21 protein-coding genes and 2 pseudogenes are annotated in these 25,573 nt (G+C 35.8%); 4 read left to right on the top strand and 19 right to left on the bottom strand.

The annotated features are described in order from the left end of the window. Window position 1 precedes the first annotated feature (1 nt). The 7 genes from SAZ04_RS07685 to SAZ04_RS07655 form a co-directional block, all read right to left on the bottom strand. Window positions 2–1,270, bottom strand: coding sequence for an extracellular solute-binding protein (locus SAZ04_RS07685; RefSeq protein WP_332693551.1), 1,269 nt, complete (start codon window positions 1,268–1,270; stop codon window positions 2–4). A 13-nt stretch (window positions 1,271–1,283) separates the two neighbouring features. Then, complete coding sequence (locus SAZ04_RS07680) at window positions 1,284–2,819, bottom strand: response regulator transcription factor (protein ID WP_332693549.1); 1,536 nt, start codon at window positions 2,817–2,819, stop codon at window positions 1,284–1,286. Further along, a complete protein-coding gene (locus SAZ04_RS07675; protein WP_332693547.1) occupies window positions 2,812–4,611 on the bottom strand; it encodes a cache domain-containing sensor histidine kinase in 1,800 nt (599 codons plus the stop codon). The genes SAZ04_RS07680 and SAZ04_RS07675 overlap by 8 nt, the downstream gene beginning before the upstream one ends. Window positions 4,612–4,731: 120 nt before the next feature. Next, entirely contained in the window at window positions 4,732–5,571 is an 840-nt protein-coding gene (locus tag SAZ04_RS07670) for a carbohydrate ABC transporter permease (protein WP_332693545.1), read from the bottom strand. 15 nt (window positions 5,572–5,586) lie between these two features. Continuing rightward, the gene (locus SAZ04_RS07665) at window positions 5,587–6,549 is read right to left on the bottom strand and encodes a carbohydrate ABC transporter permease (protein ID WP_332693543.1); all 963 of its coding nucleotides are present in this window, start codon (window positions 6,547–6,549) and stop codon (window positions 5,587–5,589) included. 119 nt (window positions 6,550–6,668) lie between these two features. After that, complete coding sequence (locus SAZ04_RS07660) at window positions 6,669–7,949, bottom strand: extracellular solute-binding protein (protein ID WP_332693540.1); 1,281 nt, start codon at window positions 7,947–7,949, stop codon at window positions 6,669–6,671. A gap of 276 nt (window positions 7,950–8,225) precedes the next feature. Next, window positions 8,226–10,781 carry a glycoside hydrolase family 66 protein gene (locus SAZ04_RS07655; RefSeq protein WP_332693537.1) on the bottom strand — a complete coding sequence of 852 codons (2,556 nt, stop codon included), beginning with the start codon at window positions 10,779–10,781 and terminating at the stop codon, window positions 8,226–8,228. Between the two features lie 418 nt (window positions 10,782–11,199). Between SAZ04_RS07655 and SAZ04_RS07650 the strand changes: the two genes are divergently transcribed. Both SAZ04_RS07650 and bioC read left to right on the top strand, forming a co-directional pair. Continuing rightward, window positions 11,200–11,934 (top strand): alpha/beta fold hydrolase, encoded by a 735-nt coding sequence (locus tag SAZ04_RS07650; protein ID WP_332693534.1) that lies wholly within the window; start codon window positions 11,200–11,202, stop codon window positions 11,932–11,934. 3 nt (window positions 11,935–11,937) lie between these two features. Continuing rightward, a complete protein-coding gene (gene bioC / locus SAZ04_RS07645; protein WP_332693531.1) occupies window positions 11,938–12,750 on the top strand; it encodes a malonyl-ACP O-methyltransferase BioC in 813 nt (270 codons plus the stop codon). Between the two features lie 175 nt (window positions 12,751–12,925). On the opposite strand, the gene SAZ04_RS07640 is transcribed toward bioC, so the two are convergent. The 8 genes from SAZ04_RS07640 to rpiB form a co-directional block, all read right to left on the bottom strand. Continuing rightward, window positions 12,926–13,264 (bottom strand): hypothetical protein, encoded by a 339-nt coding sequence (locus SAZ04_RS07640; RefSeq protein ID WP_332693528.1) that lies wholly within the window; start codon window positions 13,262–13,264, stop codon window positions 12,926–12,928. Between the two features lie 59 nt (window positions 13,265–13,323). Next, the gene (locus SAZ04_RS07635) at window positions 13,324–13,884 is read right to left on the bottom strand and encodes a sugar phosphate isomerase/epimerase family protein (RefSeq protein WP_431308975.1); all 561 of its coding nucleotides are present in this window, start codon (window positions 13,882–13,884) and stop codon (window positions 13,324–13,326) included. Between the two features lie 528 nt (window positions 13,885–14,412). Beyond that, complete coding sequence (rbsK, locus tag SAZ04_RS07630; protein ID WP_332693525.1) at window positions 14,413–15,357, bottom strand: ribokinase; 945 nt, start codon at window positions 15,355–15,357, stop codon at window positions 14,413–14,415. Window positions 15,358–15,732: 375 nt separating this feature from the next. Then, a complete protein-coding gene (locus SAZ04_RS07625; RefSeq protein ID WP_332693522.1) occupies window positions 15,733–16,809 on the bottom strand; it encodes an ADP-ribosylglycohydrolase family protein in 1,077 nt (358 codons plus the stop codon). Window positions 16,810–16,865: 56 nt separating this feature from the next. Next, window positions 16,866–17,696 (bottom strand): carbohydrate ABC transporter permease, encoded by an 831-nt coding sequence (locus SAZ04_RS07620; RefSeq protein WP_332693519.1) that lies wholly within the window; start codon window positions 17,694–17,696, stop codon window positions 16,866–16,868. 18 nt (window positions 17,697–17,714) lie between these two features. After that, window positions 17,715–18,695, bottom strand: a complete 981-nt coding sequence (locus SAZ04_RS07615) for a carbohydrate ABC transporter permease (protein ID WP_332693516.1) — start codon at window positions 18,693–18,695, stop codon at window positions 17,715–17,717. Window positions 18,696–18,760: 65 nt separating this feature from the next. Further along, window positions 18,761–20,071, bottom strand: a complete 1,311-nt coding sequence (locus SAZ04_RS07610; RefSeq protein WP_332693511.1) for an ABC transporter substrate-binding protein — start codon at window positions 20,069–20,071, stop codon at window positions 18,761–18,763. Window positions 20,072–20,173: 102 nt separating this feature from the next. Beyond that, the gene (rpiB, locus tag SAZ04_RS07605; RefSeq protein ID WP_332693508.1) at window positions 20,174–20,653 is read right to left on the bottom strand and encodes a ribose 5-phosphate isomerase B; all 480 of its coding nucleotides are present in this window, start codon (window positions 20,651–20,653) and stop codon (window positions 20,174–20,176) included. A gap of 378 nt (window positions 20,654–21,031) precedes the next feature. Between rpiB and SAZ04_RS07600 the strand changes: the two genes are divergently transcribed. Continuing rightward, window positions 21,032–22,066 (top strand): LacI family DNA-binding transcriptional regulator, encoded by a 1,035-nt coding sequence (locus SAZ04_RS07600; RefSeq protein ID WP_332693506.1) that lies wholly within the window; start codon window positions 21,032–21,034, stop codon window positions 22,064–22,066. Between the two features lie 159 nt (window positions 22,067–22,225). Here SAZ04_RS07600 and SAZ04_RS07595 read toward each other — a convergent pair whose 3' ends face one another. The 4 genes and pseudogenes from SAZ04_RS07595 to SAZ04_RS07580 form a co-directional block, all read right to left on the bottom strand. After that, a complete protein-coding gene (locus SAZ04_RS07595; protein WP_332693503.1) occupies window positions 22,226–22,498 on the bottom strand; it encodes a LysM peptidoglycan-binding domain-containing protein in 273 nt (90 codons plus the stop codon). Between the two features lie 277 nt (window positions 22,499–22,775). Beyond that, a complete protein-coding gene (locus SAZ04_RS07590) occupies window positions 22,776–23,042 on the bottom strand; it encodes a hypothetical protein (protein WP_332693500.1) in 267 nt (88 codons plus the stop codon). Between the two features lie 146 nt (window positions 23,043–23,188). Next, window positions 23,189–24,121, bottom strand: coding sequence for a sugar ABC transporter substrate-binding protein (locus tag SAZ04_RS07585; protein ID WP_332693497.1), 933 nt, complete (start codon window positions 24,119–24,121; stop codon window positions 23,189–23,191). Window positions 24,122–24,434: 313 nt separating this feature from the next. Further along, window positions 24,435–25,206, bottom strand: a pseudogene (locus SAZ04_RS07580) (MFS transporter); the annotation flags it as partial. Window positions 25,207–25,402: 196 nt separating this feature from the next. Here SAZ04_RS07580 and SAZ04_RS07575 point away from each other — a divergent pair. Then, a pseudogene (locus tag SAZ04_RS07575) lies at window positions 25,403–25,573 on the top strand (HTH domain-containing protein); the annotation flags it as partial.

Here is a 25,573-nt window from a genome sequence, read left to right as displayed (position 1 = left end):
TCTATCTTCCTTTCTTATTTATTAGTATTTGATCTATTTCATTAGCCGCTTGAGCTAAACCATCCTCTACACTAATTCTTCCCGAGAAAATTAGTGTGAAGTACTTGCCATAGATTTCTTCAATATCCCACCACTGAGCAACCGTCGGTCGTAAAAGTGCATCATCAAGACTGTCTAAATATGTTTGATAGTAAGGATATTGATCATAAAAACCTGATAATTCCACATATTTATTCGATGGAATTAAACCAGTTTGCGCTAAATACGTTTGCGGTTCTTTACTTGTCATCCATTTGACAAATGTCCATGCCGCTTCCTTATGTTTTGTTGCTTTGGAAATAACTAGGTTTTCTCCACCTAAAACGGCTCTTTTCCCATTACTAATGGGAAACGGGGCTGAAACTGTTACTTCGTTAATATAATCAATTTGTTCGGGTGTTTGAACACTAAAAAACCATGGACCTTCATCAATGACAAAGGAATTGCCTTCTATTACGCCATTCCATTTTGCAATAGATGTTGTTAAATTCCCATTTTGAAAAAGTGTCAAAAGCTTGTTAACAGCAGCTATGCTTTTTTCGCTGTCCAAATACCCTGTTGCTTTTGTGTAAGTAGGATCGGTAAGCATTCCGCCAAGTCCATAAAAATAATGTAAAGTATCCCATATCGAAAAATTTTCCATTCCAATGACAAACTGGTTATTTTCAATCATTTCTATAAACTCATCCATCGTTTCAGGTGGATGATCTGCTCCTGACGCTTCAAGCATCTCCTTATTATAGATTGAAACCTTTGTATTGGTATTTAAAGGAACACCATAATACTTTCCGTTATAATAGTTAGATTGTAATGGCTCTTCATAAAACTGATCCTTTAATTCATTAAAATCATCAAAACCGCTTACAGGATGTATCAGACCGAGCTGAGCAAATGACGGAATCCAAACAATGTCCATACGTATGATATCAGGAGGATTGTTTGTGGATGCTCTAGAAATAAGCCAAGTTTTTAATTCGTCTTTATATGGTTGTCTAACAGACTTCACATCAATCCTTGGATATTGCTCTTCAAATAAAGGAATAAGAATGCTTTCAAAGACGTGCGTTTCATATTCACCAAACGTATGCCAAACAACTAGCTCTTCTTTTGAAGGTTTAACATCTAATGAAGGTCGACTGTTTCCAATAATAGTTTGGTTCCCACAACCAGTTACAATCATAACAAGTGCGATTATCAACAAAAATATTCTGACTTGTCGAATTACCTCCATTTTCAGTCACCTCCTATTTTTGATGCTCACTCCGATAGTCTACAGGTGAATAGCCCGTTATCCTTTTAAATAGTTTGCTAAAATATTTGACATCTTTAAACCCAGATCTTGCAGCAACTTCGTACACTTTTAACGACGTATTCATTAATAGCTCGGTTGCCTTCTTAATACGAAGGTCAATTACGTAATCAATAAAATTTTGATCACTAAACTGTTTAAATAGAACACTAAAATAATTTCGGCTAATATGAATATAATCGGCAACCATTTGAAGCGTTAACTCTTTTGTATAATGCTGGTGAATATAGCTTAACGCACGTTCCATTAATTCATTATCAACGCTCGACTTTTGAGGCAGATCTGAGATCAGTCGAATACATTCCGCAATTTGTTTAGTAAGGACCGTGTACAACTCATATAATGACTCAATTTTTTTTAACTGTTCACATTTATCAAGTAGTAAGGAGAGAGCGAGCTTATTTCCAAACAAGCTTGTTACTAAATCACATGCTTCTTGTTTAATGTCAGAAGGCTGTATTTCACCTTGCTGCCAGTGCTCGTATCGCTCTTCTATATACGTTGCTACCTTCTTTTCATCAACTGGCAACAGTAACTCTTTTAATTGTTCTACTTGGTATGGCTTTTCTTGTGTTTCTTTTCCTTCTTTATAGGAAAAAACAACTTCATTAGGATAAAAGAACCGTCTCTCACAAGCCAAAGAACTTCTGTGAAAGCCTATATCCGCTTCGTATAAGTTGGTAATAACATCATATCCAAATGAAAAACTCAAACCAGATTTCTTCACTACTTCATCATTCAATTGATGGATCAATTTGACTGGATTACAATTTGCCTCTATGAAAAAGAGCAGATCTGTCTCCGAAATGGCAAGACAAACACCTTTCTCATATTTTGAGTAAAATCGCTCTTGAATTTCTTCGAGAGTGAAACTTTTAAATAATATCCCGTACTGTTCTTCAATATTTGCTACATCGTTGATCTTCATATTAATAACGAGAAGAGAACCAGACATCGAGTTCTTTATTTCTTTAAAGTGAGAAGAGTCTTTTTCATTTGCAAGAACACGTTTTAATTGTTGCTCTACCTTTTTCCGTTCATGCAAAGAGGTCGTCTGTTCAACAAAAATGAGCTTTTTCTCAATGTTTGTTTCTTCATCCATTTTGTTTACACATTTTTGAATTAATTGGACAAACTCTTCTTGTTCTAATGTCGGCTTTAAAACATAGTCAACGGCCCCGTATTTTATCCCTTCTTTGACGTACTCAAATTCGTTATAACTACTTACTAAAATAACCTTTAATTTCGGAAAGAGTTCTATTGCTTTCTTCATTAAAGTTAGCCCATCCATAATCGGCATTTTAATATCCGTAATTAAAAGATCAACATGTTGTTTCTTCATTGCATTTATGGCCTCTTCCCCATTAGGAAAGTCTCCAATAAGAGATAATCCCTCTTTCTCCCATTCTACAGAAGCCTTTAAACCAAAACGGATTACTGGTTCATCATCAACGATTATTACGTTATACATGATTCACACCTCTGTTTTTCGGTTTCATGATCAGCTTAACGACAGTTCCCTTTTCGCTACTTTCAATTTCTACTGCAGAATCCGGACCAAAATAAAGGTTCATTGAATCAAAAATATGAAGTAAGCCAATTCCAACAGGCTTATTCATTGAGTAAAGTGTATGCTGAATCTGGTTTAGTATTTCCTCATCCATTCCCTTCCCATTATCCTGAATGACTATTTCTACTTTATCGTCTATTTTCCGGCCCGATATTTGAATCATACCTTCCATACCAGTTGGTACAATCCCATGAAAAATAGCATTTTCCACGATCGGCTGTAGTAACATCTGGGGAATGAAAAAATCATTCACTTTTTGATCAATATCCAGTTTTAGATGGAAGGTTTGTTGATAACGAATTTGCATAATGTCAATGAACTTCTCAATAATGTTTAGTTCTTCTTTTACTGTAACGAATGTTCCTTTTTTGCCCATATTCGCCTCAAGTAACTTAGTTAGTGCAGCCAAAGCCGTATTTGCCCTGTCAACCTGATTAAATTTCACTAACCACCGAATCGTACTAAGTGTGTTAAACAAAAAATGTGGATTAATACGGTGTTTTACGGCACGTAGCTCAGCTTCTTTTTTTTGGACTTGTTCTATTTTTACTTGATCCATTAAGTGCTCAACCTTTTCAAGCATTCGATTAAACTCCGTGCTCATAACTCCAACTTCATCAGATGTTCGCACGTTTGTCCGAACATTAAGATCTCCTTCACCTACTAGCTTCATTTGCCTTGTAAGTACCTTAATTGGATCAGTCACTCGGTTGGCAAAGAAATAGCCAATCATCATTGCCAATATGCCAAATACGATTGACGTTAGCACCACAATGGTTTGAATCGTTAATAATTGACCGGTAATTTCTTGAATAGGGACAATTCCTACAATTGTCCAGCCATTGGCTAGTGGTTGTTTGACCCCATAATAAGCACGTCCATTTTCATCAAACTCAAACTCTATTTCTTCCTTATTAATAACACGATGATACAATTGTTCATTCGAGATTGTTTGATTGATTTTACTAATATCTGAATCGATCATTATTTTCCCTTGTTGATCAACGACAAAGAAATGTCCAGTTTTCCCAAGTTTAATCTGATTAATTTTTTCTAATACAGCATTCCCATCTAGAAAAACTTGAATATAGGCAATATTGTTCAGATTTTCAAAATCTTTCATTACCCTACTAATCGGCAATACCAACTCGGCGCGTTCCCCTGCCCCACTAAAACGATCAAACTGAAGCCCCTGCCATAATAGCTCACCATCTAGTTCAACTGTTTTTTTAGGCCAATCTAGTTCTCGCAAATTATATTGAGAAAATTTAAACCAAGAAAAATTTCCACTTCCCCAGCTTGAACCTTCTTCTTTAAGAACATAAATCATTCGTACAAAAGAGCTAGAAAATATATTCTCGTTCAAGAACGCATTCATCGTTTGTTGATTTTCTAGCCTCTCAATTTCGGGTAGTTCTTCATTTACATCCTGTTTTACAACTTCTTGTAGTCTTTCATTGCTGTAAATAAGATCTGCCATGTCACTACCTGTAGTTAATACATAAGTCAGCGAATCTGCTGCTTGACGAGCAGTTTGCAAAGACGATTCTCTTACATTTTCTTTAATGATATTTGATGATGATACATAAAAGAAAACGCTGTTAAATATCGTTGGGATTAAACTCACAATTAAAATGACTACTACCACTTTTGTAGCGAATCGATTTTTATTCATACTTAGATTGGTCATCATTTAACCCCGCTTTTATTTACACAATTTCTTGGTTTCATCATAACTTTCTTCCTATACTGTAGCAAGGTATTACTTATACTTGATTAATTCTATTCTATTAATTTTAAAGATAGCATTCCTCTATCCTTTAACAGCCCCCTCTGATTGGCCTCCTTTCACAAACTTCTTTTGGAAAATAATATAAACAATCATAACTGGTAGAATGGCAATGATTGATGCCGCAAATACTAATGACCAGTTACTCGCATGCTGCCCTTGGAACATCATTAAAGCAATTGGCAAAGTACGCATTGCTTCGTCTTTAATGATGGTTAAAGCAACGAAGTACTCATCCCATGTTCCTGAGAAAGCAAAAATTGCCATTGTACCTAAAGCTGGTTTGGATAATGGCAAATAAATATTCCAGAATATTCTCCAATTTCCGCCACCATCTATAAGAATTGATTCCTCTAAATCTTTAGGAATGGTCTCAAAGAAACCCCGCAAGAAGAAAGTAGAACCGACTACTCCTCCACCAATATAAATTAACCATAGTCCTAAATACGTATTTACTAGTCCAAGGCTATTGATAACCGTAAACTGTGGAACAATCGCCAAAACGAGCGGAATCATCATCGTAAATAAGAATGTTCTAAATAAAAACTCTTTAAACGGAAATTCAAATCGAACAAAGGCATACGCCGTCATCGCCCCTAGAAAAAGCCCTCCAACCATTGCTACACCTGCTATTAATAAACTGTTTAAGAAGTACCGATAAAAGTTGTATCCGGTCCACACGTCTACATAGTTATCGAGATTAGGTCTAGCTGCCAATACTTCACTCGGCCTTGGTAGTGAATAGGCCCCCTTTAAAAAGGTGGTCAATATCATATAAATAAACGGGAATATAAACGCAATAACCCCAAGAATTAAAATTGCATAAACGACGATTTTCCAAAATAATTCTGACTTATTCTTCAACGTTCTCCCCCCTAACTAATAAAATTTTTGTTTCCCAATCTTCTTTTGCTGACTCCAAGTAACGATAAAGATCGTTATGCCCATCATAACCCCAAGTGCTGATGAATAGCCAAAGTTCATGTTTTCAAAGGCTTCTGTATAAATCATACTTTGGATAACTTCCGTTTGGTTCATCGGTCCGCCGCCAGTTAGGAAATACACTTGCGGGAAGATGTTAAATGCACCCATAACCAATTGAATCACAACAAAAATCGTTATTGGCGCAAGCATTGGAATCGTAATAAAACGGAACATTTTAATACCATTTGCTCCGTCAATCGTTGCTGCTTCATATAATGATTTCGGAATACTTTGTAATGCTGCCAAATAAATAACGACTGTCCAACCTACTGTTTTCCAAATGTGGAACAACCAGATAACAAACATGGCTGTCCATTGATTTTGCAGCCAACTAATTGGTTGTTCAATAATTCCTAATTGTGTATACAGTACGAAGTTAATAAAACCACTTTCACCAGACGCGAATAAATAACGGAATAAAAATGCTACTACAATCCACGATGTGATAATTGGTAAATAATACAACGTTCTAAATGTAATTTTATATTTAATAAATTGAAGATTAATTAACACCGCAAAGAAGATACCTAAAAACCAATTTATTGGGACTGTAACAATTGTATTTAGAAATGTATTTCTAACAGCGTAACCGAACTTTTGATCCTCAAATGCTCGTGAATAATTCTCAAAACCAACCCATGGGCTTTCTGCACCTGGCATAATGTTGTAATCTTGAAAACTCATGATGATTCCTTTAAATAATGGATAAATAACGAAAACACCTGTACCAATTAAGCCTAATATAATGAATGGAAAGACTTCTTTCCATTGCTGTAACCCCTTTTTCAGGTTAGTTCGTTCCTTCTTCCTCTTTGGTTCTTTCTGTTTCATTTGAACCTGAGCATCTGTTTGACTCAATTTTTTCACCCCTTTTGCATTACTTTGGTGAAAGAGGGTTTCTCAAGAAGGGATTGCCCCCTACTCGTTACTAGGGAAGCAGATCCTTTGGTTTTGAGTCACCCTCTTTTTATTCAAAATTACTTATTAATAATTTCATCAGCTCGTTTTGCCGCGTCGTCTAACGCCTCTTTGGGATCCATTGCTCCACGAAGCACTTTTTCGATATTTAATGTAATAATCTGCTCAACTTCAGACCATTGTGGTAATGGAGTACGAGGAAGAGCCGTTTCAAGTTGTTCAACATATGGCCCGATAAATGGCAACTCTAAAAACTCAGGAGTTTGCGCTGCCGTCATATTAGTTGGAATTAACCCTGTTTCTACACCAATAATTGTTTGCGCCTTTTCGCCAGTCATCCACTTAGCGAATTCCCAAGCTGCTTCTTTATTTTTTGAGTTTTCAAAGATGACTAAATTTTCTCCTCCGATAACAGAACGACTTCCACCTACACCTTCAGGAATTGGTGCCGACACACTATAATCTAGAGGATTTGCCTTTCCTTCTTCATTCATTAAAATACTGAAGAACCAAGGACCATCATCAATCATTAAATACTCGCCTCTGTCAATTCCTTCCCATGTTCCTGGTTCTCCCCCGAGCATAGTTGGACTCACTAATCCTTCTTCATTCCATCGAACAATCGTTTCTAAAGCATGTAAACTTTCCCCGCTATTTAAATGACCTTCAAATTGAGTAAAATCATCATCTGTTAATCTTCCGCCTAAACTCCAAAAGTATGGAAGGTAATCCCACGTTTGTCCTACACCTGTAATCGAAATTCCACCCATTGCTCCTGCCTCAACCGCTTTACGAGCAACATCCTCAAGTTCGTCCATTGTTGCTGGCGGTTCGCTATAACCAGCTTTTTCGAGTACTTCTTTGTTATAAATAGCTACTTTTGTATTTGTGTTTATTGGTAATCCATAATAACCACCATCATAGAAATTTGTAGACATTGGTGCTTCAAACAGTTGTTCTTTAACTTCGTCGAAACCTTCAAAAGTACTTACTTCTGCTAATGCATTTAACTCTGCAAATTCAGATGTCCAAACAATGTCCATTCTCATTAAGTCAGGTGCAGCATTGCCAGCCACACCAGCAATAACTTGTTGCTTTAAGCCTTCTTGAGGCTGCCTAGTAAGCTTAAGTTCAATATCGGGATGATCTTCCTCAAATGCCGGCTTTATTTGTTCTACTAATACTTTTTCTTCTTGCTCTCCATAAGTGTGCCAGTAGTCTAGTACCACTTTTGATCCATCATTATTACTTGAAGTATCATCGCTTGATGAACATGCAGCGCTTACAACAACAAGTAAAATTAACATTGAAAAGAAAAGAGATAATTTCATTTTCTTCATTTTTACTTCCCCCTTGTTTTTTAGTACATGCTTATTATCTATCTGAAATCGTTTTCTAGAAACCGTTTGCATTACGAATGAGGTGTCTTATATTACGATCATTCATCCATTTTTTACTATGTGTTTCGTTGGTGTTTTATATCATTATAAAATCATAAAATAATACACCACTCCGATAAAACCATTTTGAATTCTCGTAATCAATAGAAAAAGTCATAACCCCATTATTATTGGGTCATGACTTTTCTTTTATTTAATAACTTAATTGAAACGGTTTTAATTTTTTATAATTTCAACATCATCAATTTGTAAATTTGTAGAACCATCAGCTGCTTGATGGAAAGCAATAGTTAGTTCTCCATTTGTTACCTCAACTATTCCATTAATCTTAACGTACTCTTCCTCATGTGGAATGTCCGTATATACTGTTTCTCCACCGTAGCCTGATATTTCCATTCTACTAATCGTAGGAGTACCCGTGTTTTGCTTAACCATAGCAGTGACGGTGTAAACGCCGTTCTCTATAAGTGAAAGGTCTTGCTCGATTTTTTGTTCATAAGGTTTATCACCCCAGAAGTAAGCTTTGTATTCTCCACTATTTACATCATTACCATCGACACCGACATTGGAACCCGTTATATTCCAACCTCTTAGGTCCCCTCTTTCAAAGCCACCGTTGATGATTTCAGCTGGTATCGTAATTTCTTCTTCCCCATGACTTAAGTAGTTGTTCAATGCTTCAACGGTCTCTTTTAGATTATCTCTTGCCTCAGTAGAGACGTTTTGATCATTTGATTTACGATTTAAATGGGCTAAATAATCTTCTAAAAATTTGATCCCCTGTTCATTTGAACCTTTCTCTAAATGATGATCTGCTTGATTGAGTGTATCGGTAAGCTGCTTAACCAATGGTCCGCTTACGTCACCACTTTCAATATAATTATTCATTGATTGAGTTAATCCAGTCCCAATATTTTCAACACCATCTGATGTATTACTACTCATGTAAATCATGTTCCAATATTCTAATGAAGGAACAGTGATTTCCACATAGTTCCCGTATTCGTCACGTCCCTTCATGAATGATAGCTCTTGTGAACGGCCATCATTGTTATCCGGGGAAGCTAACCAAACAGAATTTACTTCATTTGAATAGTAATATTTCACTTTGAAATCAGATACTTTATCTGGAGTTTCTTTTTGACCATCATTTGCTCTCCAGTCATTCTGGCTAACACCTAATAGATTAATCATCTGGATGATTTCATAGTTACTGTCTTGTTTACTATATGTCCAAATTGTGTTCGGATCGCCATATGGATTGTTATCATAATTTAAAACTTCAATTCGGTTCGTAGTTTCTGTTTGTCCATCTCGAAGCAAGTTTTGGTAAGCAACAATGAAGTCATATTGTTTAGCTACACGTTGCTCTAATTCTTCCGTCATATATAAGTGTTGAGCTGGGAAGTATTCGTTGCTTAGCATATTCCCATCATCACCAAGCTCCATACGTGCACCTCCTGCCGCATAGACAGCAGCACCAGTTAACAAAACAGCTGACGTATTAAAGGGGCTTCCTGGATTTGCTTCTCCGTAATCGTAACTCATGTAAGCAGGGATGACTAACGATTTTCCTCCGCTTTCCTCTCTAGCTCTCTCAATTTCTTTCTTCAAAGAGTAATATGAGTGATACAGCTCTCCATCTCTATCTCTATCCCATGGCCACATTTCTGTGTACAACACGTCCACATCACTTATATTCACATTTTCAATCCCTTGTGCTCCAACTGGATTAAATACTAGGTACTTATCGCCAATTGCTTCCTTAGCAGCGTTCAGGAACTCAGTATAAGTATCTTTTACATAGAGAGTTTTCCCGTCAGCAGTTTGCATCTCGCCCCATTCACCAACCGTATCAGAATGCCAGCCATCAAATTCAAAGACATCAAACACTTTATTTGACTCGGCAAAGATATAATCTTGCCACTCCTTGTTGCTCATATCGAAGAAATATAAATGGGTGATCCCTGTTGGAGTTTCATCTAACATTTTAAATTGAAAATGACCTTCTCCGTTATCGTTGTTATCCGAATAATATAGGGCCCAGTCTTGCTTCACACCATCGTCCTCATATCCTGAGACTGCAGCATACGCCATATTATAAGACATGTTGACCATGTTTACGTCGTGAGCTTCAGAAATATAGCTTTTGATTGAATCCCCATAAATCTCTCTACCAGTCCAATCATCCCAAACTTCCAGATTATCCGCAACTGGCTTATGATGACGATATTTCCAATCATAATATTGAAGGGCATTAATATGGTAATCCTTTAGTTTTTCAATTCTTTGAGAAGCATCAACATTTTCAGTGAAATCCCACACATACCCATAACGGGGGAACTTTGTCCATGATGATGAAACGTCAACACCAACAGTGTCTGAGTCTAGTAGATTATTAGATGAATCTCTAACATCTACTTCAAGCAAATAGCCTTTGAAATCTGTTGAAGGTGCCTCCCAGTTTGCTATAATACTGTCGGTTTCATCGTTAGTTAATGAGAAAGATTTTTCAATCGTTGAACCAACCTGACTATCAAGATGTTTTGCGTTAATCTCAATCGTCCCTGTAAAGTCACTTCCCTTACTGTTTTTTAGATCAATATGAATCTCAACATTATCTCCTGGATCATACATCGCCTTGTCGGTCGTTACAGCATGTATCATTTCCCCACTATTTGTTGGAGTTGTAATATTTTTTGAACATGATGCGTTAGTTAAAAGCATTGTGCCTGCGAGTGTCATTGTTACCATACGTTTAAAATTCTTCACAATAAAAAGCCCTCCATTTTTTAGACTAGTGATTAAAATCCTCTTATTTAATTCCATACTCATCTGCTCGAGCATAAAAACTCTCTCCATTCACTTCACGAAAAGAATCTAAACAACACTGAAATACTATAAAATTGCTATAATTGCATTAAGACGTCTTTCAGCTCGATTAAATCCTACCTTTTTTCTTTCACCAGTTACCTCCTTTCTAGTCTCTTTATTACGGAACAGTGACACAATCATATACTATCTCCATACCAACTTTAAACGAAATCATGTAAGCGCTTAACATAAAACACTTTTTTGTGAATATTGAACACTACAATACATTTGTTAACTATATTGTTTTTATGGGTTAACAATAAACTTTCTATCTTGTATACTAAATAATAAATTATAAGGGTGGGTGATTAATTGTATGAGCAAGACTATTGTTTTCTTAACAGGATGGGCTACGGACCAAAAGATATGGCGTCCTTTATTTTCCTCTTTATCAAAAGACTTATCTGTTAAGCAAGTTTCATGGTCTAACCTCCATTCTTCACAAGATATTGATAAGAGAGTGGTTGAGTTGATAACAAATCTAAATCCGTCAGATTCTGTAACACTTGTAGGATGGTCTTTAGGGAGCATTACTGCGCTTAAGGCTGCTTCTATTTATCAAGATAAAATAGACCAAGTCATCTTATTCAGTTCGACTCCTCGTTTTCTAAAAGATGCAGCATCTGATCTCCCATTTGGCTGGACGAAAAAATCACTAGAAGCAATGAAGGATAACTTAGCTCTAAATCAAGGAAAAACATTAGCTTCTTTCTATCAAAAAATGTTTACAAAAAAAGAAAGAGAAATGCCATTTTTCGAGTCATTTATAGAGGAATACACCCCTCGTTCTCTTAGACAACAAGACTTACAACTAGGTTTGGATTATTTAATGGAAACCGATATCCGAGATAGCCTACACAATATTAAGAAACCTACTCATATCATTCATGGAAAACAAGATAAGATTATTTCTATCCATGCAGGAAAATGGCTTTTAAACAAATTATCAAATTCTACTTTTCACCAAATAGATAGTGGTCATTTGCCCTTTTTCACAAAATCTCATCAATGTGCTGAGATTCTCCTTCAAGCCCTACATAAAGAGGTGTGATTGATGATTAATAAATCCCTTTTAGAAAAACGTTTTTCTAAAAACTCCGCAACCTATAATGACTACGCTAATGTTCAGAGAATCATGGCGGCTTCATTGCTCAGTTTTACACAACCTGAACCGGCTGATCCACCTACTTCTATTTTAGAAATTGGCTCTGGAACAGGCTTACTTACTAAACAACTTGCTGATAAATACCCAGATGCTCTGATCGATGCAATCGATCTAGCTCCAGGTATGATTGATTCCGCAAAACACTATGTACAAAATAAAAATGTCACTTTCACTTGCTGTGATTATGAAGAAGTAAAATTAACTAGAAACTACGATTTAATTGTTTCCAATGCTACCTTTCAATGGTTTAACCATTTGTCTGATACGATTGCCAAAACATGCAATCATTTGAATAGGGGTGGCCAAGTTCTCTTTTCTACTTTCGGTCCATCTACCTTTTATGAATTGAATCAATCAATGCAAGCTGCTAAATTGAAGATCTCTTATGAAAAAAGAGTAGAAGTCAGTCAGCGCTTTCTTTCTTTAGAAGACCTCCTTACAATTTGCCAAGGAAACTCAGATGAAACTAGATGTAACGTCAATGGCTATGAAGAACTACATGTGGAAATGTTTTCTGAGGTAAGAGATTTTTTGAAAAGCATTAATAAAATTGGTGCATCTAATAGCAACACCGAACACCAAAGTCAGTCCGTTTCCTTATTTCGAGAAATGTGCACTATTTATAAGGAGCGTTTCCTAACAGAGCAGGGAAATATTCCTGCGACGTACCACACTCTTTATATACATATATTGAAGGAATAACAGCAAAGAGAAAGAAGAAATTAATCGTACACGCAAAAGAGACTGTTGAGAGCTAAGAGCTCTCAACGGTCTTATGTTATTTTTCTATCAAATAGAATTTCTCCTACATTTTACAATTATTGATTCTTAAAGGAAGCCAAGTCAATACACCTTGTATTGTTTTATCTCAATATCCCTACTCATGTTCACCAGGTCCAAAATCAGTCGTCAATTGATAATTCGTCTTTTCACACAGCTCTTTAAACCGAATATTGTCTTCATACAAAAAATCCTCTGTTCCACAAGACTGATATAAAATAGGTTTTTGCTCATTCGAATACGTTTTTTCGATAAGGGAAAGTAACTCATGTTCTGTTCCCGTAACATCTTCTTCTCCATAAACCAAACGCATGACTCGATCATTATCTGAATGTTTTATTCTGCTTACTATATCGACAGTTTGGTGCTTATCTGCTATTTTTTTATTTTGCATACCGATTTGAGTGGTCGTTTGCTGTGGAAGTATAGATCTCATTTATTATTTCAATAAACTCGGCTTCTCGCATTCGTATGTATTTCATAATGTTAGCCCTTTTATTTATTAGCAAGCTGCGGTAACTTTTCCTTCAAGTAGTATATACTTATTTCAATACTTTCTAAAGGCGAACGTCGGCTAACATCTTGTTCAACAACCCACCAACAAACATTCGTTTCTTCTCTTTTAGCTAGTACCGCTTCAATATCAACGCCACCTGTTCCTAGTTCCGCAAAAAATTGTTCATCGTCTGTCGTCATATCTTTTAAGTGGACTAACGGTGTTCTTCCTTGGTATCGATCAATCCATGCTGTAGGAATTTCTCCAGCTTTCGTTAACCAATATACATCAAGCTCTGTTTGGACATGGCTTGGGTTTGTATCATCAAAAATAGCCTCAAGCGCCATTCTCCCATCGTTCAGTCGTTCAAGTTCAAAATCATGATTATGATAACAAAGAGTAATTCCTTCACGCTGACAAGCTTCATACAACTTCAACGAATTGCTAATATTCATTGCACCTGACTCTTGACGTTTTCTAATACCGATTTCGCTCTCCTGTGTAGTAAAATGACGAATGATAAACATCAGAGTCATACTGATAAAAGCTATGAAATACATGGTTCAACAACCAAACAAGCCTATGCATTACCGTTAATTTGTCTAAACACAATTGTTCCCTCACTTTAAATGATATGTAAATTGGTAAATATCATGCTCAGATTAAAGCATGACAGATATCCCTTTTGAATATTTCTTGTGTATTAATATTATTCACAATCGTGCAGAAAAATATTTTTAATGAAAGAAAATAGTTGAGTGTTTTTATTTTAATTATTCAATTATGAAGGGTTTTGTCCTACCAATGTTGGACTAAACATGACTTTTTATGAAACAGACAATTATCGTAAGCGACATTAAAAGGTCTTTCGAGAAGAAGTGCTCGTAAGACCTTTTATACTTTTATATTGACCAACACAAAGTGATAATGATTACAATCTATAAAAGCGTGGAACGAAAATAAGCAGGGTAAAGAGTCATTGACCACCAAATGACAGCCATTACAGAAACTGCACATCACTGAATCTTTAGTTTAAGCATGGTCTCCCCCTCAGTCCATATCTATTTTTACCAATTTACACTTATATTTTACCTAAGCCTACTTTCGACTTGGTCACTTAAAAAAGTTTCTACTTCTGCAATCGTTGGTATTGAACTCTGTGCTCCTTGTCTAGTAACCGTAAGCGCTGCTGCCGCACTTGCAAAACGTAGACAATGGTCTGTGGACAGATAACTATTTCCTCTTGCAGCAATAAACGTTCCGATAAAGGTATCTCCAGCTGCAGTAGTATCAACTACTTTTACCGAAAAAGCTGGTTGGAAAATTTCATCTTGGTCTTGATTGAGGTATAAAGCGCCGTTTTCTCCTAATGTGATGATGACTTCCTTCACACCACGATTAATTAACGACTGGATAGCTTTTAAAGCTTCAGCATGGTCACTTATCTTCATTCCTGTGATATATTGTGCTTCTGTTTCATTTAATATTAGGGTATCAATCAAGGAAAAAGCGTTCTCAGGAATTTTTAAAGCAGGTGCAGGATTAAAGACCACTTGGATTCCTTTACAGGAGGCCTGCTCAATCACAAACTTTGTAACAGTCCAGGGAATTTCATTTTGAAGCAACACCGTATCCCCTTCTCCCCATGAGCTATTCCGTATTACTAATTCTACATTTTCCTTTGATAGATTAGCATTAGCTCCTTCAGATATCACTATATGATTTTCTCCCCGTTCATTAACCGTAATAAAAGCCATTCCTGATGTCCCTTCTATTACATCTATATTGTTCGTGTTTACTCCTAAATGGTCAAAATGAGAAAGTAATTGCTTCCCTATTGGGTCTTGGCCTACTGCACCTACCATATATACCTCGCAACCACTTAAATGAATAGCCATTGCCTGATTAGCTCCCTTACCACCAGGGCAGTAAGTCAAATCTAATGACTTTATCGTTTCACCAGGTAATGGATACCTGCGTACTTTCTTAACAATATCCATATTAATACTTCCGACAACTAATAATTTCCCCAAAAATAAACAACTCTCTTTCCTAATAAGTATATTTAAAACTTTTCTTTAAAAAGGAATCTGGCGTTTACACCAGATTCCAAGAACAAGATTTTTTGAGCTTCGTTTAGAAAACATTACTTATGATTAAAAGTTATAGCTTTACAATCTAAATTTTATAAAGCTTAGTAGCTGATTTACATTTTTAGCACGATAAACTTGGTCTTGAACCTTCACAATTTTATGGTAGGAGCAAGTGCTACACTCTGCTAAACACAAGTGTTCTTCCCATTTTAATAGTGAGTTATTTTGAACCCATTGTTTTAATATACATTTCTCTTTGTTTGTTAGATTAGTACTACAAATGGAGAGAATTCGCTTTCCATCATCTTCCATGTACTATATGACATTTTCCTCAACTAACATCTTATCTGCAAAATTCTTGATCTTTGTAAGTCGAGATTGATAGGCACGATATAACCCATCTGAATGTTCTCGAATTGTTCTTTGAGAATTTGTCACTTTATTAAGGCTTGTAGCATAGTCTGTTTGTTTGATCCATTCTTCAGGAATAGAAGAAGCACCTGTAAGAGAGCCTGAAATACCAGATGCTACAGCAGTGATACAATCCACATCTCTTCCCATGTTGACAGCAGATACCATTGCATCTTTTAGGTTGCCATCAACCATTTTAAAGATACAAATACCTTTTGTAACAACTTCATTTGCCCATGCATACGCATAGTCCATTCCCTCACCCGTATAAACACTATCAAACGTTTCTCTTAACTCTCTAAAATCTTTACAATGAGCTGTATGTTTCAACTCTCTGTCGATTTCTTTTACGACACGGTCTTGATCACATAAATCATAGATATCTCCAATAACACGATCAACTGTTGCCCCAGGCTTAGTGGCTGATGCAATAGCAACTGCCGTAACAGAAGCCCATTTTAACCCTCTACTATTACTAGATTGATAGAGTTGCCCAACTTCAAATACATCATCCAAAGCTCCAATTGGATCACCTGCATTTATTAATCCAATAGGATGGCAAGCACGTGCAAAACTATTTAACCCTGAATAATCACAGTATTTCCCTAAATCTACAGCAGGTATATCGCTTTTAGCCATTGACAGTAATGTTGCTTCGAATGGCTCTGAGATCATCCCAATTGATTCTGGTTTAATATCTCTAATCCAAATCTTTTTAACGTCCTCAGCATTTACACGATCTTCTTTTTCAATCATTGCTGTAATCATAAGTTTTTGTCTTTCCACACCGTCTTCCGTTGTACCTGGCTCTCTCACCCAACCATTGTTATAGTGCTCGTATGATTGTAAATTTTGCAAAGTACCATAGGCTTCTTCTATTTTTTGATAGCTCCATCCTTCGACAGCCGCCCCCATGGCAGAACCAATATGAACTCCTGAAATACACCCAAAAAACTTATCTCTTAAACTAACATTACCCATAATAATAAACACCATCCTATTATTTTTATTTTTATTTTTTATATAAGTAAAAGGAATTACCCTTTAACTCCACCAAATGAAATACCTTTAATAAAAGCTTTTTGTACAAAGAAATAGATAGCAATAATTGGTAATGAAATTAAGACGGACGCTGCCATCATTGGTCCCCATGCTGTATCTTGTGCTGACCTGAATTGCTGAAGTCCTAACTGCAATGTATACATGGATTCATCATTAAGATAAATTAATGGTTGTAAAAAGTCGTTCCATGAAAACATAAATTGAAATAAACCTATCGTTAAAATGGCTGGTTGGCACAATGGAAGCATAATCTTTAGATAAATCATAAATTCAGAACAACCATCTATTCTTGCTGCATCTTCCAAGCTTTTTGGTAACTGCTTAAGAAACTGACGCATAAGAAAGATGAAGAATGGAACACCAAAAAATGTTGGGATTATCATTGGCAAGAAAGTATTTACTAGATTGAATTTTGAAAACATAACAAACAAGGGAACCATCGTTACCGGGAATGGGATCATCATTACTGCCAAAGTGACGATAAATAATGTATCTCGACCTTTCCATTTCAATCGAGCAAATGCATATCCAGCTAAAGGACAAGAAATCATTACCCCAATAGTTGAAAGACAAGAAATGATTAGTGAGTTTTGAAAAAATGTAAAAAATTTAATGTCCGTTACTGCCTTTATATAATGTTCAAAATATAAATAATCAGGTATCCATTGCGGCGGATAAGAAAACATTTGTGAATTAGGTTTTAATGAAGTAGAAATCATCCAAACAAAGGGCGCTGCAAATGTTACCCCTGCTATTATTAAAAATGAATAGATCCATATCTTTTTTACTGTTAATTGAGTTTTCACAATTACACCTCCAGCTCCTTAATCGCCTTGATAAAACACCCATTTTTTTGACGTTTTAAATAGAATTAGTGTAATGGCCATAATGACAATAAATAAAACCCATGCCATCGATGAAGCATATCCCATTTTCATATATAAAAATGCGTTATTGTAGAGATGCATGCTGTAAAAGAGTAAGGATTCAGCTGGACTACCTGTACCGTATGTTAAGGCGTAAGGCAGAGTAAATTCTTGTAATGCTTGAATAACTCCCATGATTAAGTTAAAGAAAATAACAGGTGTTAACAATGGTAAAGTGATATGCATCGCTTTCCAAAACCAGTTTGCACCATCCATTTCTGCTGCTTCATAATAATCTTGCGAAATATCCTGTAAGCCAGCTAAATAAATTAACATGGCATTCCCAATTACCCATAGCATCATCACGACAAGCGATGGCTTTGCCCAAGTGGGATCACTTAACCAACCTGGACCAGCTATCCCAATTAAATCCAACAAATAATTAACAAGTCCAATTTGAGAATTTAATAGCCATTGCCATAATATCGATAAAGCGATCACTGGTAATAAAGATGGTAAAAAGAATAGGGTTCTAAAAAACCCCTGCCCAATGATGGGAAGATTTAAAAGAATAGCTAAACTGACACCTACGATGATGCTCAAAGGCACAAACATTGCTGCGTAAATAAGCGTGTTAGATATACTTTTCCAAAATAGTCTGTCTTGAAATAAGATTACATAGTTATCTAGTCCAATAAATTTCGTTTCACTTATAACATTGTAATTCGTGAAACTAAAATACAACGAGCTAACCAATGGATAAGCATAAAATAATAACAACCCTATAATCCACGGTGTAGCAAATAAGATTCCCGCTCTAGCACGTTGATGTTCCATACTAAAATGGTGCACCTTCTTTTTGTTTAGTTTAAACTTAGGCTCTTCATCTTTTTTACGTTGCACAACAATATCATTTTGAATTGGTTCCGGATTTGACATAATGTCCCCCTTTTATTTAACAGAGAAGAATCCATCAATCCTTCTCTGTTAAAAAGGTAATTATTTTATTCAGCTTTTTTCGTTTCTATTTCCCTATTTATTTTTTTAGTAATTTCATCTAATACTTCTTGAGCACTACCGCGATTATTCATAACTAATTCAGGAGCCTTTGCCAATTCATCCCACATCATATTCCCAGCTAGAATTACAGGACGATGATGTCCGTTCGGCATCACTTCAAGGAATATTTCTTGTTTAGGATCGTCTCCATAAATTTTTTGATTGACATCAGCGATTGCCGAAAAATCTCCTGCAATTTTTTTCAAACTTTGTGCTTCCTCAGTTGTACACATGAATTTTATGAATTCCCAAGCTTCCTCTTGGTTCTTTACACCTTTAGGCATGATGAGAGCTCGCCCTCCTAAATAGGTTGTAAAACCATCCCCGGTCGGTGTCGGAATATAACTTATTCCATAATCTAAATCGGGAGCGTATTCATCAATCTGGCCTAACATCCAGTTCCCATTTACCATCATTGATAATTGTCCAGTTATAAATGGGTTCGTTGCATTCGTTCCAGCTGAACTTACGAAGCTGTTAAGTGTTTCAATTCCATATTCTGTTGCAAAATCTGTTTCCCACTCTAGCGCCTCTACTATCTTAGGCGCGTTAGCCGTTATTGTTCCGTTTTCATCAATAAATTCTCCACCAAAAGCCCAACCCCAACTATATAACCATCCTTCACCAAACCATGGAATAAATCCAATTTGTTCATACCTGTTTCCTTCTTTAATCGTTAGCTTTCTTGCAGCTTCTTCTAATTCTTCTATTGTTGTTGGAGGATTGTCTGGATCTAAGCCCGCTGCTCTAAAATGTTCTTTATTGTAAAATAAGGCTCGTGCGGTACCGTCATATGGTAAACCGAGTAAGGTATCCTCATATGTTGCTTCACCCCACGCCCAATCATAAAATAGATCTTGACTAATACCATCTCTTTCAGCAAACTCATTTAACGGGGTGACAGCATCCATATATTCTGCAATGCCATATCGACTAGTAAAGAAGACATCGGGAGGGTTTCCACCAGCAACAGCAGTTAATAATTTCGAACCAACTGCATCACCTCCATCAGGGGCTACATAAACCGCTTCCACTTCGATATGTGGATGTGTTTCATTAAATAATTCTACTGATTTTTTTAATGATTCCCCAGAAGGACCAGTTTCCCAATTATGCCAAAAAACAATTTTTGTTTTTTCATCATTTGTGGACCCTTCAGACTCTGATGATGATTGATTAGCACAAGCTACTGAACTGACAACGATTAAAATTCCAATCATAATATTTAAAATCTTCTTTTTCTTAAAACTAAACATTTCATCCCCTCCAATTAATAGCTTTCAGAAATAATGATTAGTCCCAAAACTTAATATCATAAGTCTTATTACGAAATTCCCCCTTCCAAAGAAAGAAAATTACTAATAATCAGATAATTTATCTTGCAATTCTTTAGCTGAATCTTTTTCTAATAATTCCAACTTTCTTACCCTACGTCTACAATGTTCTTCCGTACTAAATTCTGCCTTGAGAAAGGCTTCAATTAAATCTTTAGCTAGCCAATCTCCTACAATTTTGGCCCCGATACACATCACGTTTACATCATCGTGTTCCACACATTGATAAGCTGAATGGATATCGTGACATACAGCTGCTCTTATTCTTGGAATCTTATTTGCTGCAATACTTGCTCCAACTCCAGTACCACAAACCATAATGCCTCGATTTGCTTGGCCATTCCTTACAGAATCACATACCATTCGTGCAATATCAGGGAAATCGACAGGATCAGGTGTATAACTTCCATGATCAATAACTTCAATTCCCTTAGATTTTAGAAATTTCATTACTGTCGCCTTTAACGGAAACCCCGCATGGTCACTCCCAATAGATACAATCAATTTTTCTCCCCCTCACTAAATTCTTCCTAATGATAACGCTTCCATAACCCTCCAAAAAATAAATAAGTATTAAATTTCGTTTACCAAATCCTTTTTATAAAATTTGGGATCGATACCATTAATTCTTTTTAAAAAAACTATAATTGTTAATATTACAGTAATTTAATATCCGGGATCGATACCGTTATGTTGTAACTAAATACTAATTCAATAGATTGTTAATGTCAATATCCTTTTTTATATTTTTTTAATTCTATATTTGTCTTTATCAATAGATGTATTATATAATGGGATCGATACCGAAACGTTTTTTCACTTGACAATCGAGAGGAAGGTATCTTTTCACTTTTTGAGGCGCAAAATTCAACTTAAAGGTAGGTGATTAAAATAAAAAAAGTAACTATATATGATGTTGCTAAACACGCTAACGTCACGAAATCAACTGTATCAAGAGTATTAAATGGATCTACTCAAGTTAGTGAAAAAACGAAAAGTAAAGTGTTAGAATCAATGAACTCATTAGGTTTTGTTCCTAACACAGCCGCAAGAACACTTAAATCTGGCAAAAATAACATTATCGGTCTAGTCGTTACTCAACAAGAGTTTAGTGAAGTTATATTAAACCCGTTTTATCCTCTACTGTTAAAAGCTATAACAGAGAGAGCACAAAGTTATGGGTACCACATTTTATTAATTAATCCAGCTGGAATTAATTATGATTCCTACATTGATGTAATAAAGAATAATACAGCAGATGGTTTTATTCTACTAGGTTCTACAGCCAATGATACTTTGAGTGAAAAATTAGACAAGGATAACATCCCTTATGTCTTTAATATGAAATACTCTAACGAACATGATGATAATTACGTGAGCTTTGATCATGTAAATAGTGGATATATAGCTACTAAGTATTTATTAGATTTAGGGCATAAAAATATAAAAATAATTGTGGGAGATATAAAAGGGAAATTACTCTCGCATAACATAGAAAGAATAAAAGGATTTGAGCAAGCTTTAAAGGAATATGGACTTCCTATTAATGAAAATAATCTTCTAAAAACTCCGGGATTTATGGAAGACAGCTACAACTTTATAAAAAATCTGTACAAAGAAGAACATCCTTCATCCCTATTGCTTTCTAATGAAGTAACCGCTATAACTGCATTAAACTGTCTATTAGATGAAGGATATACGATCCCAGATGATATATCTTTAATTTCTTTTGGACATATTGATATATTTAAAAATATACGACCAAAACTTACCACCGTTCATGAAGACTTTGAATGGCAAGGCAGGACTTTAGTTGACATGCTTTTAAAGCGAATTAACGAAAATAAAACTATTCCTAAAGCTATAACAAAACAAGCTGAGTTAATAATAGGGAAAAGTACCGGTAAACAAAAATAGCTAAAATATATAAGCTAACAGCAAATAACACGCAACCATTGTCTGTTCATGGTTGCGTGTTATTCTTTTACCTCCCGACTTCCTTACACCCTAGTTAAAGTATAACTTCATTCTTTAAATGGATTGCTATTGACCCGCAAAATGGATTCCATTGCTACATTAGCGACCAAACTCTAAACGGCGAACTCTTCTTGTTAACTCCTCAACTTGTGTTTCTAAACGCGCGACACGTTGTGCTATACCTGTTGGTATGGGTGTTGGTGTTGGTGTTGGCGGTAAAGGTGTTGGGGGAAAACGAGGAATCCTAAGCACTTGACCTATATAAACTATGTTTGGGTTTGTAATGGCATTAATAAACATGAGTTCTTGAAGCGTTACACCATAACGATTGGCAATAGCCCATAGCGTCTCTCCGGGTTGAACAGTATGCATCACTTATTTCCTCCTCAAAATAAAAGTGTGATTACTCAATTAGTCTATGTATATAGTTTTACAGATGTTCTTGTATAAATTCAGTATAGAGGTGAGCAAGCATACATTTAATTAGAGTATTTCGAATCTTCGTTGTGATTTATATAATTCGACTACAGACAAAGCAATTTATATTTAAGAAGACTTTTTTCTATGATACTGATTTAAAACAAAAAACGTGGCTGTCGATCAATCAGAAAAAACTCTGATGGACAGAACCACGTTTTTTTCAAGCGACTCAACAATCGCCAACTTTCTTTTTCCATAGTACTTTTGCTTTTTCTTTTGTAGGTAATGAAGTTCTAAACTTTCTCTTTAACACATCTAGATTTGAACTAAAATAGACTTTCTTTTTAAATGGACATTTGCTTTTATTATTTGTAGCGTCAAAATATAAATTCATCCTAAAGAGAATATCCCCATCCTTCACAATAACAGCCCGATACGTTCCTATAAATTCCCCATCACAATTATATCCTTTAATTTTTCCTACCCACATGTCCATCAGATCATCTCCTATTTAAAGAAAATACCGATCACGTTTTCCCTGCACGCAAGCTTCTATTTTATTTCCTTCTAACAATCTACTTAGGTCCTTTAAGAATTCCTCCTCATCAGAACCATTGACTTTTAATGAATACTACTGGCGCGTTACCTCAACAACCTTCTCTGGAATTTTAGCCGTTGCTCTGCATTACCTTTGATAATAATGTCTACACCACTATCAATATTTTCTTCAACATTTTCACCCTTGATCACTTTCATTGCCGCTTCAACACTTAAATAACCCATATCATAAGGGTTTTGCGCTACTGTACCAGGTAATAATCCCTCTTCTATCAATTCAATCATTTCATTAATCCCATCTGCTCCGATAACCGGTATTTGAAGTCCCTGCTCCTTAATGACATCCAAAGCACTAAGTGCCATGAGATCCGTTGGTGCAAATACTCCTTTTATATTAGGGTGATCCCGCAGAATCGTTTCCATTGCTTCTCTACCTGTCTCATACTCATCATCTTCTACTGCCATTTTGATCCCTGCAGCTTCTAGACTTACTTTAGCTCCATTTATCCGCTTACTAAAAACTGGATGGCTTTCATCTGCGCCAATCAGAGCCACTTCATTACCAGGCTGAAGTTGCGAAGCTAATAACGCCCCACCTAATCTGCCTAAATGGAAGTTATTAGTCCCAACATAAGACACTTTATTTTCCCAAGAGTCATCTGTATCTACTAGTAATACAGGAATATTTTTTTTAACAAACTCCTCTAATATTGGGATAACAGATGCTTCAGGAGAAACAATTAATGAATATGGTTTTTCTATAAGAATATCTTTTAACAGTTGATCTTGTATATCATCTTCATGTTCATAACCAGGGGCAACAACCTTGCCGTCCACATTAAAATCTTGAAAAGCTTGATCTGCTCCTGCTTTAACAAGTTGCCAATACTCTGTATCTAAATCTTTTAAAACAACAACTATTTTAGGGTTTTCTTTCGCAAATGAATTAGAAATAAAAACTAGTAAGCTAGTAGTAAAAACAATAATAACTAGAAGAAATATTGACCTTTTTTTCAACTTCATTCCCCCGCATGCGATACTTTGTATATTGGGCTAAAAAAAGTTACAAATAACTTACAACACTATTTACTATAGTTTACCGGAAAAGCACCTAAAGTGCAAACGCTTGCACCAAGTGATGAAATAAGGTTTTTATCATATTATTGTAATCTATATACTCGTTTTAAAGGACATCCCCTGTTCCATCTTTAAAGGATTTTAAATTTTCACAATAAAAATACCCTTTAAATTGGAAGTACAGGTGATTCCCTGTCCAAACCAAAAGTAAAGGATATCTATTATAGAGCTGTTTAGTATTTCGCCTTTTCACTTATATTCGGACTGATTTCCCTGACAGTTTCCATTGTTTTCTCCATCCGACTTGAGCAAAAACTAGTAATCCAAGTGCTATCAATGCTACTAGAGAGAATGTTATAAAGCCAGCTGCTCCAACAACACCTGTCACCATACCAATTTCTTTTTGGAAACGTTGAGGTACTAATTGGAATATTGCCCCATTCCCCATTCCCAAACAACCCATTCCTAGAAATAAGGCAACAGTTACGAAAGCTAATGGCGGAAGTAAACTAACAGCAAACATACATATCGCTACTCCGATAAGTAAAAATTGTAATAATCGTACCCCGCCAATTTTGTCGGCAATCATACCACCAACTGACCGTAAGAAACTTCCTGCTGCTACTACTAACGTTACAAAATCACCTGCTCTTACCCCAGATACACCATATTGAGTTGAGAAGAAGTAGCTTAAAAAGCTTGCTAAGCCGACAAACCCTCCGAACGTTACACTGTAAAGGATACAAAAATACCATGTGTCCTTTTCTTTAAAAATTGAAAAGTATTCTTTAATCGGCTTAGGCGCTGGTTGATTGGGAGGCTCTTTTGCCAAAAAGATATAGGAAAATAAAACAAGTGCTAACGGGATAATGGCTACTCCAAAAACTCCGTTCCAACCAACAAGCTCTGCAATCCTTGGACCAAAAAGCGTTGCAAGTAATGTCCCACTATTACCGGCCCCAGCAATACCCCATTGCTAATCCTTGTAAGTGTGGAGGATACCAGCGACTTGCCATAGGAAGTGCCGTGTCCGAGGCCACTGAAAAAGGTTGCTTTTTAACTTTTCAGTGGCATTTAAGTTTAAGCAATAAGCGTAGCCGTTGCCTTGTTTTAAAGCCCGCTATGAGTGGGTTAAAATGTACCCTGTAGAGTAGACACTTGAAAAAGACTGCTCTATAGGGTCTTTTTGTGTACAATTAAATAAAAAAGGTGGATCAGTTTATGAGTAAAAAGAATTTTTCTGAGAAAGAAATGGAACTATTGTCTTTTAATCCGTATGTGAAGACAGTTAGCTCTATAGGAATCACTTATACTTAGGAATTTAAACATATTTTTATAGAACAAAATAAGAAAGGAAAACTACCAAGACAAATCTTTGAAGAACATGGACTT

Source organism: Halalkalibacter lacteus (assembly GCF_036663595.1).
Lineage (GTDB): Bacteria > Bacillota > Bacilli > Bacillales > Bacillaceae_D > Halalkalibacter > Halalkalibacter lacteus.
The sequence above is the reverse complement of the archived record's forward strand: the minus strand, read 5'-3'. Positions and strand labels throughout refer to the sequence as shown.